Origin of the sequence: Kitasatospora sp. McL0602, from assembly GCF_052076145.1 — a bacterium.
GTDB lineage: Bacteria > Actinomycetota > Actinomycetes > Streptomycetales > Streptomycetaceae > Kitasatospora.
The window spans coordinates 4421015-4434908 of sequence record NZ_CP197246.1 but is presented as its reverse complement, the minus strand read 5'-3'; the positions used below and the strand labels follow the sequence as shown (position 1 = coordinate 4434908).

Here is a 13894-nt window from a genome sequence, read left to right as displayed (position 1 = left end):
TGAGCGTCTATCAGAAAGTTTCCCGCATGTTCGAGTTCAGCGTCGTCGGTGGACGAGTCGCCGGCGAGATCATCCAGAACAACCGGAGCCGGGTCGTCCAGGAGGTCCGGGAGACCTATCTGGCACACCAGGCCGGTCGGTCCGTCAATCCGGACAGCTACTTCCTGCGCTTCCCCGACAAGCCGGACAGCCGCATCATCGCCCTGCCCGCCTACCTGGGCGGCAGCCACGAGGTCGCCGGGATCAAGTGGATCGCGAGCTTCCCCGGCAACATCGAGCAGGGCATCCCGCGCGCCTCCGCGACGCTGGTCCTCAACGACTACGCGACGGGCTACCCCTTCGCACTGCTGGAGGCCTCGCAGATCAGCGCGGCCCGTACCGCCGCGTCCGCCGTCCTGGCCGCCGAGGTGCTCACCGGCCGGCGCTCCGCGCGCCGTCTGACGGTCGTCGGCGCCGGGATCATCGCCCGGAACATCCTGGAGTTCTTCCACGCCCAGGGCTGGGCGGTCGAGGAGCTGGTGGTCCACGACCTGCACCCGCAGTACGGCCAGGCCCTGGCCGGGTTCGCCGCCGACCGGCTGGGTTACCCGGCGGCCTTCTCCGACAGCCTGCCGGACGCGCTGGCCGGTGCGGATCTGGTGGTCTTCGCCACCACCGCCGGTGAGCCGTACGTGCTCGACGCCGGGACGTTCGCCCCGGGCCAGGTCGTCCTGAACATCTCGCTGCGGGATCTCGGCCCCGAGCTGATCGTCGGCGCCTACAACGTGCTGGACGACGTCGAGCACTGCCTGAAGGCCAACACCTCGCCGCACCTGGCCGAACAGAAGTACGGCAACCGGGACTTCGTGACCGGCACGCTCGCCGAGGTGATCGAAGGCTCGGTCACCGTCGGCACGGACCGGCCGGTGATCTTCTCCCCGTTCGGCCTCGGCGTGCTCGACCTGGCCGTCGGCACCCTCGTCCACCGCATCGCCACCGAGACCGGCCAGGCCGTCCCGATCGACGGCTTCTTCGGCGAGACCGAGCGGTGGGGCTCATGACCGCTGACACCACCGCCGGCACCGCTGAAACCGACGCCACCGACGCCGCGGCGACCGCACGCAGGCTGCGCCTGGAGCGGACGGCGATGCCGCTGGGCGCCCTCGGCGTCCTGGCGTTCAGCCTGACCCTCCCCGCCACCCGGGCCGCCGACGCGGCCTTCGGCGGCTGGACGGTCGCGTTCGGCCGCGCCGTCCCGGCCGCGCTGCTCGGCCTGCTGGTGCTGGCGCTCAAGCGCCAGCCGCTGATGCCGCCCAAGGAGGCGCGGAACGGCCTGCTCCAGATCGCGGCCTGCGTAGTGGTCGGCTTCCCGCTGCTCACCTCGCTCGCCCTGACCACCGTCGGCAGCGCCCACGGCGGCGTCGTCACCGGCCTCATCCCGGCGGCCACGGCGGGCTTCGGCGTGCTCCTGGTCGGCGAGCGTCCTCGCCCGTCCTACTGGGTCGCCCTGGTCGTCGGGCTCGGGGGCGTGCTGAGCCTGCCGCTCATGCACGGGGCGGACCAGTTCGGGGCGGGTGACGTGCTGCTGCTGGCCGCCGTCGTCGTGGTCGGCTTCGGCTACGCCCGGGGTGGCGCGATGGCGCGGGTCTACGGCGGCTGGCGGGTGATCTGCTGGGCGCTCGTCCTGTCGCTGCCGGTCGCGCTGCCGATCACCGTCGTCTCGGTCGTCCTCCAGCCGCCGCACGACGTGACGCCCTCGGTGCTGACCGGCTTCGCCTACCTGTCCGTGGTCAGCATGTGCCTCGGCTTCTTCGCCTGGTACGAGGGCCTGGCCCGGGGCGGGGTGGCCCGGGTCGGGCGGCTGCAACTGGCCCAGCCCGTCCTGACCCTGGGCTGGTCGGCGCTGCTGCTCGGCGAGCACCTGACCCTCGGCACGCTGATCGCGGCGGTGGTCGTCCTGGGCGCGGTCGCGGTCGGCCGCAACGCCCGTCAGGAGCCTGCCGCACCAGCACCGGCACCAGCACCAGCCGCTGCAGCACCCGCCGAGCTCTCCGGAGGGCGCGAGTGACCACCCGCCCGTCGGTCCTCGTCACCCGTCGGCTCGCACCCGGGGTGTCCGAGCGGCTCGCCCCGTACGCGGATCTCACCGTGCACGACGACGACCAGGTGATGCCGAGGGAGCAGCTGCTGTCGGCCGTGCGCGGTCGGACGGCGGTGATCACCACCCTCGGCGACCGGGTGGACGAGGAGTTCCTGGCCGCCGCCGGAGACTCGCTGCGGATCGTCGCGAACCACGCCGTCGGCACCCACAACATCGACGTCGCCGCCTGCGAGCGGCGCGGCGTCCTGGTCTCGAACACCCCCGGCGTGCTCACCGAGGCCACCGCGGACTTCACCTGGGCCCTGCTGCTCGGCGCCGCCCGTCGGGTGGGCGAGGGCGAGCGGGTGGTGCGCTCCGGCCGACCCTGGGCCTGGGCACCCGACTTCATGCTCGGCATGGAGCTCTCCGGAGCCACCCTCGGCATCCTCGGCCTGGGCAGCATCGGGCGTGCCGTGGCACGCCGGGCCGAGGGCTTCGGGATGCGCGTCCGCTACCACAATCGCACCCCGCTGCCGGCCGGGCAGACCCACGGCGCCGAGTGGCGGCCACTGGCGCAGCTGCTCGCCGAGTCCTCCGTGCTGGTGGTCAGCTGCCCGCTGACCGAGCAGACCCGGGCCCTGATCGACGCGCAGCGGCTGGCCCTGCTGCCGCAGGGAGCCGTGGTGGTGAGCATCACCGCGGGCGTGGTGGACGAGGCCGCACTCGCCGCCGCGCTCGCCTCCGGACACCTGCTCGGCGCGGCGGTGGACAACCACGCCGCCGAACCGGCCGTCCACCCCGAGCTGCTCGTGCAGGAACGAGCGCTGCTGTCACCGCACTTGGGGAGTGCGACCGTCCAGACCCGCCAGGCGATGGGTCAACTCGCCGTCGACAACGTCATCACCGTGCTCACCGGCCGACTCCCCGTCAGCCCGGTCGGCCCGGTACCACAGGATTGGAACCACGCGTGACCGACTTCGTGACGCTGCCTTCGCAGAAGGCGATCAAGCAGCAGGAGCCCTCGTCCCTGGCCGCCGGCAAGCTCAAGCCGCTGCCCGAGGAGACCGCCCGCCTGTACGACCATTACTGGCCCCCGGTGGAGACCTTCGAGGGCTTCGACCCGGAGCTGACCAAGTTCCTCGCCGCCGATCCGGCCGAGCAGCGCGCCGTACTGGCCGCGCTCCGCGACGACCCCGCGGCGCACGGCGAGTTCCTGCACCGGCACCTCGCGGCCATCTACGCGACCTGGTTCGGCTACCGGGACGGCGCGTACACCCGCAGCACCGACGACGCGGCGGAGATAGCCCAGTACACGGCGAAGATCACCCTTGAACGCGAGCTGTTCGACCACTGGGTCACCCCCGCGCCGCTGCCGGAGATCACCGACCAGTTCGAGGCCGCCGACTACCTCGACGTCGTCGCCGCGACCAACCCGGGTGTCGGTCACCCGCTCTTCGGCTTCATCCGCGAGGAGGCCTCCAAGGCGCAGATCGAGCGCTTCCTCCAGTGCGAGCTGATCCGCAACGAGGTCGTCGACGACGAGGTCGCGCTGCTGGTCGTGGGTCTCCAGGGGATGCAGAAGGCGGTGGCCGCAGCCAACCTCTGGGACGAGTGCGGCCGGGGCAAGCTGGAGAACTTCCACACCTTCTGGCTGCGCCGCCTGCTGGAGGCGAGCGACGGCTGGGAGAGCCTGTACGACTACCGGACCGGGCACCCGTGGTTCGCCAAGTTCACCTCGAACACCAACGCGGCGCTGCTCACCCGGGCATCGCGCAAGATGATGGCGTACGGCTGCTTCCTGGTGTTCGAGAGCTGGGTGGAGCCGCACTTCGTCGACATCCTCGCGGGCATGAACCGCGTCGGGCTCGTCGACGACGACCTGCAGCTCTACTTCACCGCGCACGTCAAGATCGACCCCCGGCACAGCCGTGAACTCTCCGACGGGCTTCGCCTCCAGCGCCCGCTGCTCGGCGCGGACGAGGTGCGGGACGTGCTGTACGGCGCCCACGTCGCGGCCGACACCGGCCGCCGCCAGTTCGACCACATGCTCGGCTACCTCCGCTCGATCGTCTCCCAGGAGCAGTGATGACCACCACCCCCTCGGTGCGGCTCGTGACCGCCGCCCACCTCCCCGAACTCGCCCCGGACGACCAGGAGTTGCTGCACGCCCTGGGCCGCCTCGGGGTCGCCACCGAGGTCGTCGTCTGGGACGACCCGGCGGTCGACTGGTCGCTGGCGCCGGTCACGGTGATCCGCTCGGTCTTCGACTACCACCTGCGCCACCCCGAGTTCATGGCCTGGCTCGACCGGATCGAGCCGCTGACCTCGGTGCAGAACGCGGCCGAGATCATCCGGTGGAACTCCCACAAGTCCTACCTGACCCGGGTCGCCGAGGCCGGCTTCCCGATCATCCCCACCGAGTGGGTCCGCCAGGGCGAGACCGGCGACCTGGCGGCGATCCTCGGCGGCCGGGGCTGGGAGACCGGTGTCGTCAAGCCCGCCGTCTCCGCCTCGGCGCACGAGACCCTCATGGTCGAGAAGGCCGACCTCGCCGAGGGGCAGGCCCACCTCGACCGCCTCGCCGCCCAGGGCGACGTGCTGGTCCAGCCGTACCTGCACGACTTCACCACCGTCGGCGAGACCTCCGTCATCTGGCTGGGCGGCGAGCAGACCCACAGTGTGCGCCGCCCCTCGGGGATGCACACCTCGCTGGAGGTCGCCCACGTCGGCGCACCGCTCGCGCCCTCCCGCGAGGAGCTCGACTTCGCCCGCGCGGTCTACGACTGGATCACGCCGGCCCCGCTCTACGCGCGGGTCGACATCCTGAACACCGCCGACCACGGCCTGCTGCTGCTGGAGCTGGAGCTGGTGGAGCCCGCCCTCTACCTGCGCCACTCCACCAGCATCGCCGACCGCTTCGCGAAGGCCGTCGAGCGGCTGCTCCACGCCGCCTGACCGACCGTCGTGCCGACGGCCCGGCCCCCCACGAAGGGGCCGGGCCGTCGGCGCGAGGAGCCCCCGACAAGGAGTCCCCGATCGTGACCAACAAGGATCACCACCGCCTCGACCCCCCGTCAGGCGGCCCCGGAGACCCCGGGCGGGTCGCCACCGCGGGCCTGTCCCTCTTCCCCTTCCGCGCGCTGCGCTACCACCCCGACCGGGTCAGCAGCCTGGCCGCCGTCACCTCGCCCCCGTACGACGTGGTCGACCCGCTCCGGCGGCTCGGCCTGGAGACCGCCGACCCGCACAACATCGTCCGGCTGATCCTGCCTCGGCCCGACCCCGACGACAGCGGCCGCCGGCCTGACCGCGACACCCGCTACCGCCACGCCGCCCGGCTGCTCGCCCGTTGGCGGCGCGAGGGCGTGCTGACCGCCGATCCGGTGCCCGCCGTGTACGTCTACGAGCAGCGCGCCGACGGCCTGTTGCAGCGCGGCCTGATCGGCGCACTCGCCGTCAGCGGCCGGGAGTCCGGAGTCGTCCTGCCGCACGAGGACGTGATGCCGCAGCCGGTCGCCGACCGGGTCGGCCTGATGCGCACCACCCGGGCGAACCTGGAGCCGCTGCTGCTCACCTACCGGGGAAACGGCGGCGCGGCGGAGGTCGTCGAACGCGCCGTCCAGGGCGAGCCGTTGCTCGCCCTCACCACCTCGGACGGCGTGCGCCACCGCCTGTGGGCCGTCTCCGACCGCGCCGAACTGGCCGCCGTCACTCGCGACCTGGCCACCTGCCGCGCGCTGATCGCCGACGGCCACCACCGCTGGGAGATGTACGTCCGCCTCCAGCGCGAGCACCGCCACCTCCCGCGCAACCCCTGGGACCACGGCCTCGCCCTGCTCGTGGACACCGCCCGCTACCCGCTGCGGGTGGAGGCCGTCCACCGGGTGCTGCACCGGCTGCCGCTCCCCCCGGCGCTCGCCGCGCTCGGCGACGGGTGGCGCGTCAAGGAGCTCCCCGGCCCGCTGGACGACGCCCTCAAAGCGCTCGCCGAGGCCAAGCAGGACGGCGGCAACGCCTTCCTGCTCACCGACGGCGGCGGCGAATACCGCCTGCTGAGCGAACCCGACGAGGCCCTGCTCGCCGCCACCGTGCCGACCGACCGGCCGGAGGAGTGGCGCCGGCTGGACGCGACCGTGCTGCACACGGTGCTGCTGGACCACACCTGGCGGGTACCGGACGGCCCGGACGACATCGGCTACCTGCACAACGCCGCCGCCGCCGAACGCGAGGCCGCCCGCAGCGGCGGCACCGCCGTGCTCCTGCACCCCGTCGAGGAGAGCGTCGTGCGGCGCCTCGCCGAACAGGCCGTCACGATGCCGCGCAAGTCCACCTCCTTCGGCCCGAAGCCGGCCACCGGCCTGCTCCTGCGCAGCCTCGACCTCGACGACTACTGAGCACCCTGAGTCGGCCCCGCAGCTGGTCGATCGCCCAGCTGTGGGGCGTCCGGCTGGTGTCCGGCGCCAGTCGTGGGGGGTGTGGGGGCGCTGCTTCAATCGGGTCGCGTCCCCCACGGCGCGCGGTGCCGGGGATTCGGCACGGGTCCGCCTTCGGCGGAGGCCGTGCGCTGCCTCGGGGCGCGGGGAACCTCCAGCGGGCTGCCTGTCTCCTCAAGCGGGCCGGCCACGGTGGTTCCGCGCGCCCTCGGACGGTGCACGGCCGTCCCGTTCCCCGAACGGGGCGCACCGACATCAGAAGAGGGAGAGTTCGATGGGACGGAACTCCGTGCGGCGGTTCGTCGCGGGGAAGCTGCTGGTCACCGGTGCACTGCTGGTGCTGGCGGTGCCGGGCGTCGCGTACGCCAACTCCGTCGGTGTGACGGTGAAGACCCCCGGGGCCACGCTCGGGCCCTCGGGGACGTTCGCCGAGATCTCGACCCACGCGGACTGTTCGAGCGGCCTGATCTCCGGGGGCGGGATCGACCAGGCCATCGGCACCGGCACGTCCTCCAACGGCAACCACGTGATGGGCACCGGGCCGAGCCCGGACGGCAGCACCGAGTACACCGGCTCCACCGGGGTCGTCGGCACCGACGTGACGCACTGGCTGGGCATCGGCGGCAGCGGTGGCGCGGTCAACAGCTCGTTCTCCACCACGCCTTACGCGGTGTGCTTCAGCAGCAGCCTGGTCAACCACACCCAGGTCGTCATGAACAAGATCTCCGGGCCTTCCACCGCCGCGGCGGTGGGCCTGGTCGTGGCCACCTGCCCGGCGAACACCCGGCTGCTCGGCGGCGGCGCCCGGAGCACCCCGGCCGACGTGGGGAGCCTCAAGCCGATCGCGAGCTACCCGACCTTCGCCAACGCCGGGCACGACTACGGCCAGAAGGCGGCGGCCGACGGTGAGACCAACCCCGACTCCTGGGCCGCCGTCGGGTGGAACGGCGGCGGGGGCGGCAGCAACAACGCGACGTACGCGTACGCGATCTGCAGCGGGTCCGGCATCGGCGTCAGCGGCGTGACGGTGAAGGTCCGGTACAGCGAGGTGAGTGGCCCGACTGCGGCGACGGCGGGCCAGACGGTGACGGTCGGCTGCGGCGGCGGTGACGGGAAGCTGGTCAGCGGGGGTGCGGCCATCAGCGGCGGCAGCGTGACGACCACCGACTTCACCGGGCCGGGCTCGGGCGGCGACCACCTGAACGGGAGCTTCCCCAGCGACTCCGGCGGCACGCCCGTCAGCGACGGCGCCACCACGGCGGCGTACTGGACGGCGTACACCCACACCGGGGGCGCGAGCTCGGCGAGCACCTACTCCGAGGCCTGGGCGCTCTGCGCCGACGACGGTATCTGACCCCCCTTTAACGACCCCCGTGACGGCCTCCTCGCGGGGCCGGAGAGGTACTGGCAACTCCCATGCACCACCGTTTGATCCATCGCAGGATGTTGTCCTTGAGCGGCGCGACCGTGCTGCTGACCGCGCTGGCGGTGCCGTTCACCGCGACGGCCGACCCGGCGCCGTCCCCCTGCGGCGTGGGCGGCGTGCTGTCGTCCGGTCCGCCGAGCTGCAGCTACACGGCCGTCGGCACGGACGACTTCACCGTCCCGGCCGGGGTGACCGCCGTGAGCGTCGACCTGTACGGCGCGGAGGGCGGCAGTGCCGCCGGGTACGTGCTGCCCAACCCGCCGAACGCGGGGGCGCCCGGCGGGCTCGGCGGTGAGACCCGCGCGACGCTGGCCGTGAGCCCGGGGCAGACGCTGCGGATCACCCTGGGGGGTGCCGGTTCGTCCGGCAGCTCCCGGCACGGCGAGTTCGCCCGGCCCGGTGGCACCGGGCACGGCGCGGGCGGCGGCGGGGCACACGGCGGGGGCGGCTCCGGCGGCGGGGGCACCGACCTGCGGGTCGGCGCCTTCGGCCCGGCCGACCGGGTGCTGGTCGCGGGCGGCGGCGGGGGTGCGGGCAACGGGGGCCCGCTGCTGCACGGGGGCGACGGCGGCGCCGCCGTCGCGGAGGACGGCGGTCAGGGCGGCGGCGACGAAGGCTCCGGAGTCGCGGGCGGCGGCGGTACGCAGACCACCCCCGGCACCGGCAGCCCGAACTCCGCCCTCGGCGGCCCCGGCGGCGCGGCCGGCGACACCGACCCCAACACCGGCCAGCCCGATCCGGGCAGCGGCGGCGCCGGGGGCAACGGTGCCCGTGGCGGCAACGGCGGCGGCGGGGGCGGTGGCGGGTACTTCGGCGGGGGCGGCGGCTCCGGCGGCGGCAACCCCGGCAACCTCTACGGCGCGGGCGGCGGGGGCGGCAGCGGCTTCGCCGCGCCTTCGGCCACCGACGCCGTGCTCGTGCCGGGCGTCAACCACGGCAACGGCCGGGCGGTCGTCTCGTTCCGCCACGGGGCCTCGGTCTCGCTCGGCGCGGACACCACCGCCCCGCTGTTCGGGCACCCCGTCACCCTCACCGCGACGGTCGCCCCGGTCGGCCCTGCGGCGGGCACGCCGAGCGGCGCGGTCACCTTCTCGGACGGCGTCACGGCGCTGGCGACAGTGCCGCTGACCAATGGTCAGGCTGCTTTCAGCACCGCTGGGTTCCAGCCCGGGGCCCATTCGGTCACCGCCTCCTACAGCGGTGACCAGGGCTTCGTGCCGGGCGCCACGGCGGCGCCCACCGCAGTCACCGTCGGCTTCAGCCGCCCGTGCCTCGGCACGGCGCACACCGGCCCGCTGACGGTGGCCGCCGGGGAGTCGCTCTGCCTGGCCGCCGGCGGCAGCCAGTCGGGGCCGGTCACCGTGCGGCCCGGCGGCGCCCTGGCCGTCTCGGACGCCCGGATCACCGGCCCGGTCTCGGCCGACGGCGCGCTCGCCCTCACCGTCTGCCGGTCCGTGCTCACCGGGCCGGTCGGCATCCGCAGCAGCACCGGGTACGTGCTGCTCGGCTCAGCCCGGCCGACGGTCTGCGCCGGCAGCACCGTCACCGGCCCGCTGACCCTGGACGGCAACACCGGCGGCGTCGAGGTCTCCGGCAACACCGTGACGGGCCCGGTGAGCCTCACCGGCAACAGCGGCGGCGGCCTGCCCCCGGGCCAGGCCGTGCCCGACTTCGAGGCCGACCGGGTCACCGGCGGCCTGCGCTGCGACGGCAACCTGCCGACGGTGCAGCCGACCGGCACCACCGTGGTCGGCCCGAAGTCCGGACAGTGCAAGTGAGTTGACCTCACCGTGGAGGGGCCGGCGGGTGGCTGCACAGCCACCCACCGGCCCCTCTCCGTGCTCGGGTCAGCTCTCGCTGCGCGAGGCCTGGAGGACGGCCAGGGTCTCGACGACCCAGGCTTCGACGGCGGCCTTGTCGATGCCCAGCCCGGCCAGCGGGCCGTCGCCGGCTTCGAGCTCCAGCAGGGCGAGCAGGATGTGCTCGGTGCCGACGTAGTTGTGGCCGAGGCGCAGCGCCTCACGGAAGGTCAGCTCGAGCACCTTGCGGGCGCGGGCGTCGTACGGGACGAGCTCGGGCAGTTCGTCGGCGGCCGGGGGCAGGGCGGCCGTGAGGGCCTGCCGGACGGCGTCTGGCGTGACGCCCTGGGCGGTGATCGCCTGGGCGGCCAGCCCCTCGGGCTCGGCGAGCAGGCCGAGGGCGAGGTGCTCCGGGCCGATCTCGGGGCTGACTGCCGCGCGGGCCTCGTTCTCCGAGGTCACCACCACGTTCCTGGCCCTGGGGGTGAAGCGCCCGAAGCCCTGGCCGGGGTCGAGGTCGGAGGGCTCGCCGGGGGTCTTGGGCACGAAGCGCTTCTGCGCCGCCTGCCGGGTGACGCCCATGCTGCGGCCGATGTCGGTCCAGGAGGCGCCGGAGCGCCGGGCCTGGTCGACGAAGTGGCCGATCAGGTGGTCGGCCACGTCACCGAGGTGGTCGGCCGCGATCACCGCGTCGGAGAGCTGGTCGAGCGCGTCGGGGTGGACCTTCTTGATGGCCTCGATCAGGTCGTCGAGCCGGACGGGATGCGTCATCTTGGTGGGATTCGCCATGAGGCAACCTTAGGTTGACACCCAAGGATCGTCAACCATCAGTTGACACTCGTGCGGCGCCGAACGGGTCGAGTTCCGACGCGCACCGGTAGGCGCGGCGGCCGCACTGGGATACGAGTCGTATGAGAACTATGCGAAGAGTGACCGGGGCCGCCCTGCTGGCCTGCGTGAGTCTGGCCATGGCGACGCCCGCACACGCGGACACCCTGCTGGAACGGCAGACCTGGTCCTGCGAGGAGCCCTACTCCGGCGAGCTGGAGTGCGGCCCCGCCATGCTGGTGCCGCCGGGCGCGTACCTGTGGGTCGGGGAGGACACGTACGGGCCCAACGTCTTCGTCGCCTACCGGGGCGAGGGCGCGCAGCGGGTCGAGATCGGGCGCGGCGCGATGTACGGGAACGGGGGCGCCTTCCGGCTCTACACCAACGACACGACCGAGGCCGTCCTGGTGCACGTCACCGAGCACGCCGACGCGCCCGAGGACCGCTGCGGGACGCGGCCCGAGAGCGGGTCGTACGAGGTCAGGCAGTAACGTCCGTCTCCAGGGCGAGGAGTTCGGCGACGGTCTGCCGGCGGCGGATCAGCCGGGTGCTGCCGCCGTCGACCAGGACCTCGGGGATCAGCGGGCGCGAGTTGTAGTTCGAGGACATGCTCGCGCCGTACGCACCGGTGTCGTGGAAGACCGCCAGGTCGCCGATCTCCGCGCGGGGCAGCGGGACAGGCTCGACCTCGCCGCCCTCGAGTTGGGTGAACACGTCGCCCGACTCGCAGAGCGGCCCGGCCAGCACGGTGTCCCGGGCCGGGGTGCGGCGCGGCTCGCCGGACGGGTCGAGCAGGGTGACGCGGTGGCTGCTGCCGTACATCGCGGGCCGCATCAGGTCGTTGAACCCGGCGTCGACCAGCACGAAGTGGTTGCTGCCGACCGGCTTCTGGGCCCGGACCTCGGAGACCAGCACCCCCGAGCCGGCCACCAGGAAGCGGCCGGGCTCGATCTCCAGCCGTACGGGGTGGCCGAGTTCGCCGACCAGCTCCTGCCGGGCCGCGTCCCAGATCCGGAAGTACCGCTCGGTGTCGACCTCGGGCTGCCCGGGGGCGTACGGGACGGAGAGGCCGCCGCCCGCCGAGATCGCCCGGAGGTCGTGGCCGCTGAGCCGGACCTGCTTGACCATCGTCTCGCAGACGGCCTCCAGGTGGCCGTAGTCGACACCGGAGCCGATGTGCATGTGGAAGCCGACGAGGTCGAGCCCGTGCGCGGTGACCAGGTCGAGGGCCTCACCCAGGTGCTCGTGCCAGATACCGTGCTTGCTCTGCTCGCCGCCGGTGTTGGTCTTGCGGCTGTGCCCGTGGCCGAAGCCCGGGTTGATCCTGATCCAGACCGGGTGGCCGGGGGCGACCCGGCCGAGCTGGTCGAGCATCTGCGGCGAACCGGCGTTGACCGGGATGCCGAGCTCGACCACCCGGCGCAGCGTCGGGCGGTCCAGCAGGTCGGTGGTGAGGACCACCGGCTCGCCCGGCCCGTCCGGCCGGTACCCGGCGATCAGGGCGCGCTCGATCTCACCCAGTGAGACGGCGTCGACGGCCACGCCCTGCTCGCGCATCAGGGCGAGGATGTGGACGTTCGAGCAGGCCTTCTGCGCGAAGCGGATCTGGTCGAAGCTGCGCAGCCGGTCGATCTGGGCCCGGATCACCCCCGCGTCGTAGACCCAGGCCGGAGTGGCGTGCTGCTCGGCGATCGCGGCCAGCCGGGGGCCGTCGATCGCACCGGGGAAGAGCCCGTCGCTGGTCAAGATCCGTCCCCGTTCGATCGCGGTGCTGGTGGCAGGGAGATCCTGCTGGACGGGCCCGCCTCGGCGCCGGGCTGTCCATCACCCGGACCGGATCAGTCCACCGTCGGCAGCAGGACGCGGCGCTCGACCGGGGAGGAGAGCACGATCGAGGTGGTGGTGCGGCCGATCGAGGAGAGCCGCTCCAGCAGCTGTTCGAGGTGTCCGGTGTCGCGGACCGCGATCTTGAGGATCCAGCAGTCCTCGCCGATCACGTGGTGCACCTCCAGGATCTCCGGGCGGCCCATCAGCTCCTGGCTGCGCACGTGGTGGAGTGTGACGCCACTGTGCGGGGAGACCCGGACGAAGGCCCGCAGGCCGTACCCCAGCCGGGCGGGCGAGACCACGGCGGCGTACCCCGTGATGGTGCCGTTCCCCTCCAGCCGGCGGATGCGCTCGCCGACCGCCGCCGGGCTCATCGAGACCCGCCGGCCGAGCTCGCTCAGCGAGATCCGGCCCTCCGTCTGGACGAGCTCCAGCAGCTGGAGATCGACCACATCGAGGCCGGCCGACGATTCATCGGCGGACTGGCGGTTACTGCGTTGATCTTTCGCCGATATGGCAGTGGCTCCCACGATTACCCCTTCAGAATCTCGTTCTGGACCATGAGACTTATACCAGCAACGGGAGTTGGCACAGCGAGCAGCGCAAGGGGAACGTCATGCAGGAGGTCCTGGTCATCGGTGGCAGCCGGTACTTCGGCAAGCGGCTGATCGAGCGGCTGCGGGATGCGGGGGACGCCGTGACGGTCGTCAACCGTGGCTCGTCCGCACCGCCGCCCGGCGTCCGCCACCTGGTCGCGGACCGGGACGACGAGGCGGGGCTCGGCGCTGCGCTCGGCGGTCGCGGCTTCGACGTGGTGATCGACCAGGTGCTGTACACGCCGGTGCAGGCGGCCGCCGCCGAGCGGGTCTTCCGGGGCCGGACAGGCCGGTACGTGATGACCTCCACCATCGAGGTCTACAGCCCGCTGACCGCCGAGGCCCCGCTCACCGAGGCGGCGGCCGACCCGGCCCACACCGCCGTCCAGCTCGATCTCCCCTGGGAGCGCCCGGAGTTCGTCGAGGCCAACTACGGCGAGGGCAAGCGGCAGGCGGAGGCCGTGCTCGCCGCCAGCACCTCGCTCCCGTACGCCGCCGTCCGGACGGCCCACGTGCTCGGCGGCGGCGCCGAGGACTTCACCGGGCGGCTCGGCCACTATGTGGACCGGATCCGGGCGGGCGAGCCCGTCGCGGTGCACCCGGACAGCCGTCCGTCCTCCTTCATCCACTACGAGGAGATCGCCGAATTCCTCGCCTGGACGGCCGGTCAGAGCTTCACCGGCCCGGTCAACGCCTGCTCGGACGGCGAACTCGACGTCACCGCCCTGACCGAGCTGATCGCCGCCCGCACCGGCGGCCGCCCGCTCTACGGGCCGCCCGGCGCCGAGCCCTCGCCCTTCTCCTTCGACCACTACTACGGCATGGACAACTCCCGTGCCAAGCAGCTCGGTCACACCTTCTCCCACATCGACGACTGGCTGCCCGGCGTGATCGCCGACGCCGCCCCCGCCCGACAGAACTGAGAG

Annotated in this window: 13 protein-coding genes; 10 read left to right on the top strand and 3 right to left on the bottom strand. The window is 73.2% G+C overall.

Annotation, left to right across the window (positions count from 1 at the left end; genetic code table 11):
* Nucleotides 1–26 precede the first annotated feature (26 nt).
* The 8 genes from sbnB (at nucleotide 27) to ACR68M_RS20230 (ending at nucleotide 9696) form a co-directional block, all read left to right on the top strand.
* Nucleotides 27–1040 carry a 2,3-diaminopropionate biosynthesis protein SbnB gene (gene sbnB, locus ACR68M_RS20265; RefSeq protein ID WP_441245528.1) on the top strand — a complete coding sequence of 338 codons (1014 nt, stop codon included), beginning with the start codon at nucleotides 27–29 and terminating at the stop codon, nucleotides 1038–1040.
* Complete coding sequence (locus ACR68M_RS20260; RefSeq protein ID WP_441245527.1) at nucleotides 1037–2047, top strand: DMT family transporter; 1011 nt, start codon at nucleotides 1037–1039, stop codon at nucleotides 2045–2047. Before sbnB ends, ACR68M_RS20260 begins: the two co-directional genes overlap by 4 nt.
* The gene (locus tag ACR68M_RS20255) at nucleotides 2044–3030 is read left to right on the top strand and encodes a 2-hydroxyacid dehydrogenase (RefSeq protein WP_441245526.1); all 987 of its coding nucleotides are present in this window, start codon (nucleotides 2044–2046) and stop codon (nucleotides 3028–3030) included. The genes ACR68M_RS20260 and ACR68M_RS20255 overlap by 4 nt, the downstream gene beginning before the upstream one ends.
* Nucleotides 3027–4145 (top strand): iron-containing redox enzyme family protein, encoded by a 1119-nt coding sequence (locus tag ACR68M_RS20250; protein WP_441245525.1) that lies wholly within the window; start codon nucleotides 3027–3029, stop codon nucleotides 4143–4145. Before ACR68M_RS20255 ends, ACR68M_RS20250 begins: the two co-directional genes overlap by 4 nt.
* Nucleotides 4145–5014, top strand: coding sequence for an ATP-grasp domain-containing protein (locus ACR68M_RS20245; protein ID WP_441245524.1), 870 nt, complete (start codon nucleotides 4145–4147; stop codon nucleotides 5012–5014). Before ACR68M_RS20250 ends, ACR68M_RS20245 begins: the two co-directional genes overlap by 1 nt.
* 83 nt (nucleotides 5015–5097) lie before the next feature.
* Nucleotides 5098–6453: a DUF1015 family protein gene (locus ACR68M_RS20240; RefSeq protein WP_441245523.1), complete on the top strand. Its 1356-nt coding sequence runs from the start codon at nucleotides 5098–5100 to the stop codon at nucleotides 6451–6453.
* 313 nt (nucleotides 6454–6766) lie between these two features.
* A complete protein-coding gene (locus tag ACR68M_RS20235) occupies nucleotides 6767–7846 on the top strand; it encodes a hypothetical protein (protein WP_441245522.1) in 1080 nt (359 codons plus the stop codon).
* A 98-nt stretch (nucleotides 7847–7944) separates the two neighbouring features.
* Nucleotides 7945–9696, top strand: a complete 1752-nt coding sequence (locus ACR68M_RS20230) for an Ig-like domain-containing protein (RefSeq protein ID WP_441245521.1) — start codon at nucleotides 7945–7947, stop codon at nucleotides 9694–9696.
* Nucleotides 9697–9765: 69 nt separating this feature from the next.
* On the opposite strand, the gene ACR68M_RS20225 is transcribed toward ACR68M_RS20230, so the two are convergent.
* Nucleotides 9766–10506, bottom strand: a complete 741-nt coding sequence (locus tag ACR68M_RS20225) for a Clp protease N-terminal domain-containing protein (RefSeq protein ID WP_441245520.1) — start codon at nucleotides 10504–10506, stop codon at nucleotides 9766–9768.
* A 131-nt stretch (nucleotides 10507–10637) separates the two neighbouring features.
* On the opposite strand from ACR68M_RS20225, the gene ACR68M_RS20220 reads away from it, so the two are divergent.
* Nucleotides 10638–11036 carry a hypothetical protein gene (locus ACR68M_RS20220; protein WP_441245519.1) on the top strand — a complete coding sequence of 133 codons (399 nt, stop codon included), beginning with the start codon at nucleotides 10638–10640 and terminating at the stop codon, nucleotides 11034–11036.
* On the opposite strand, the gene lysA is transcribed toward ACR68M_RS20220, so the two are convergent.
* Both lysA and ACR68M_RS20210 read right to left on the bottom strand, forming a co-directional pair.
* Nucleotides 11026–12291, bottom strand: coding sequence for a diaminopimelate decarboxylase (gene lysA / locus ACR68M_RS20215; protein ID WP_441245518.1), 1266 nt, complete (start codon nucleotides 12289–12291; stop codon nucleotides 11026–11028). The genes ACR68M_RS20220 and lysA overlap by 11 nt on opposite strands.
* Before the next feature lie 92 nt (nucleotides 12292–12383).
* Nucleotides 12384–12824, bottom strand: coding sequence for an Lrp/AsnC family transcriptional regulator (locus ACR68M_RS20210; protein ID WP_441245517.1), 441 nt, complete (start codon nucleotides 12822–12824; stop codon nucleotides 12384–12386).
* 164 nt (nucleotides 12825–12988) lie between these two features.
* Between ACR68M_RS20210 and ACR68M_RS20205 the strand changes: the two genes are divergently transcribed.
* The gene (locus ACR68M_RS20205) at nucleotides 12989–13891 is read left to right on the top strand and encodes a reductase (protein ID WP_441245516.1); all 903 of its coding nucleotides are present in this window, start codon (nucleotides 12989–12991) and stop codon (nucleotides 13889–13891) included.
* Nucleotides 13892–13894 lie beyond the last annotated feature (3 nt).

Coding starts and splice junctions, on each gene's coding strand:
- ACR68M_RS20205 (WP_441245516.1), top strand. CDS start 12,989: ATGCAGGAGGTCCTGGTCATCGGTGGCAGCCGGTACTTCGGCAAGCGG.
- ACR68M_RS20235 (WP_441245522.1), top strand. CDS start 6,767: ATGGGACGGAACTCCGTGCGGCGGTTCGTCGCGGGGAAGCTGCTGGTC.
- sbnB (WP_441245528.1), top strand. CDS start 27: ATGTTCGAGTTCAGCGTCGTCGGTGGACGAGTCGCCGGCGAGATCATC.
- ACR68M_RS20245 (WP_441245524.1), top strand. CDS start 4,145: ATGACCACCACCCCCTCGGTGCGGCTCGTGACCGCCGCCCACCTCCCC.
- ACR68M_RS20220 (WP_441245519.1), top strand. CDS start 10,638: ATGCGAAGAGTGACCGGGGCCGCCCTGCTGGCCTGCGTGAGTCTGGCC.
- ACR68M_RS20260 (WP_441245527.1), top strand. CDS start 1,037: ATGACCGCTGACACCACCGCCGGCACCGCTGAAACCGACGCCACCGAC.
- ACR68M_RS20225 (WP_441245520.1), bottom strand. CDS start 10,506: ATGGCGAATCCCACCAAGATGACGCATCCCGTCCGGCTCGACGACCTG.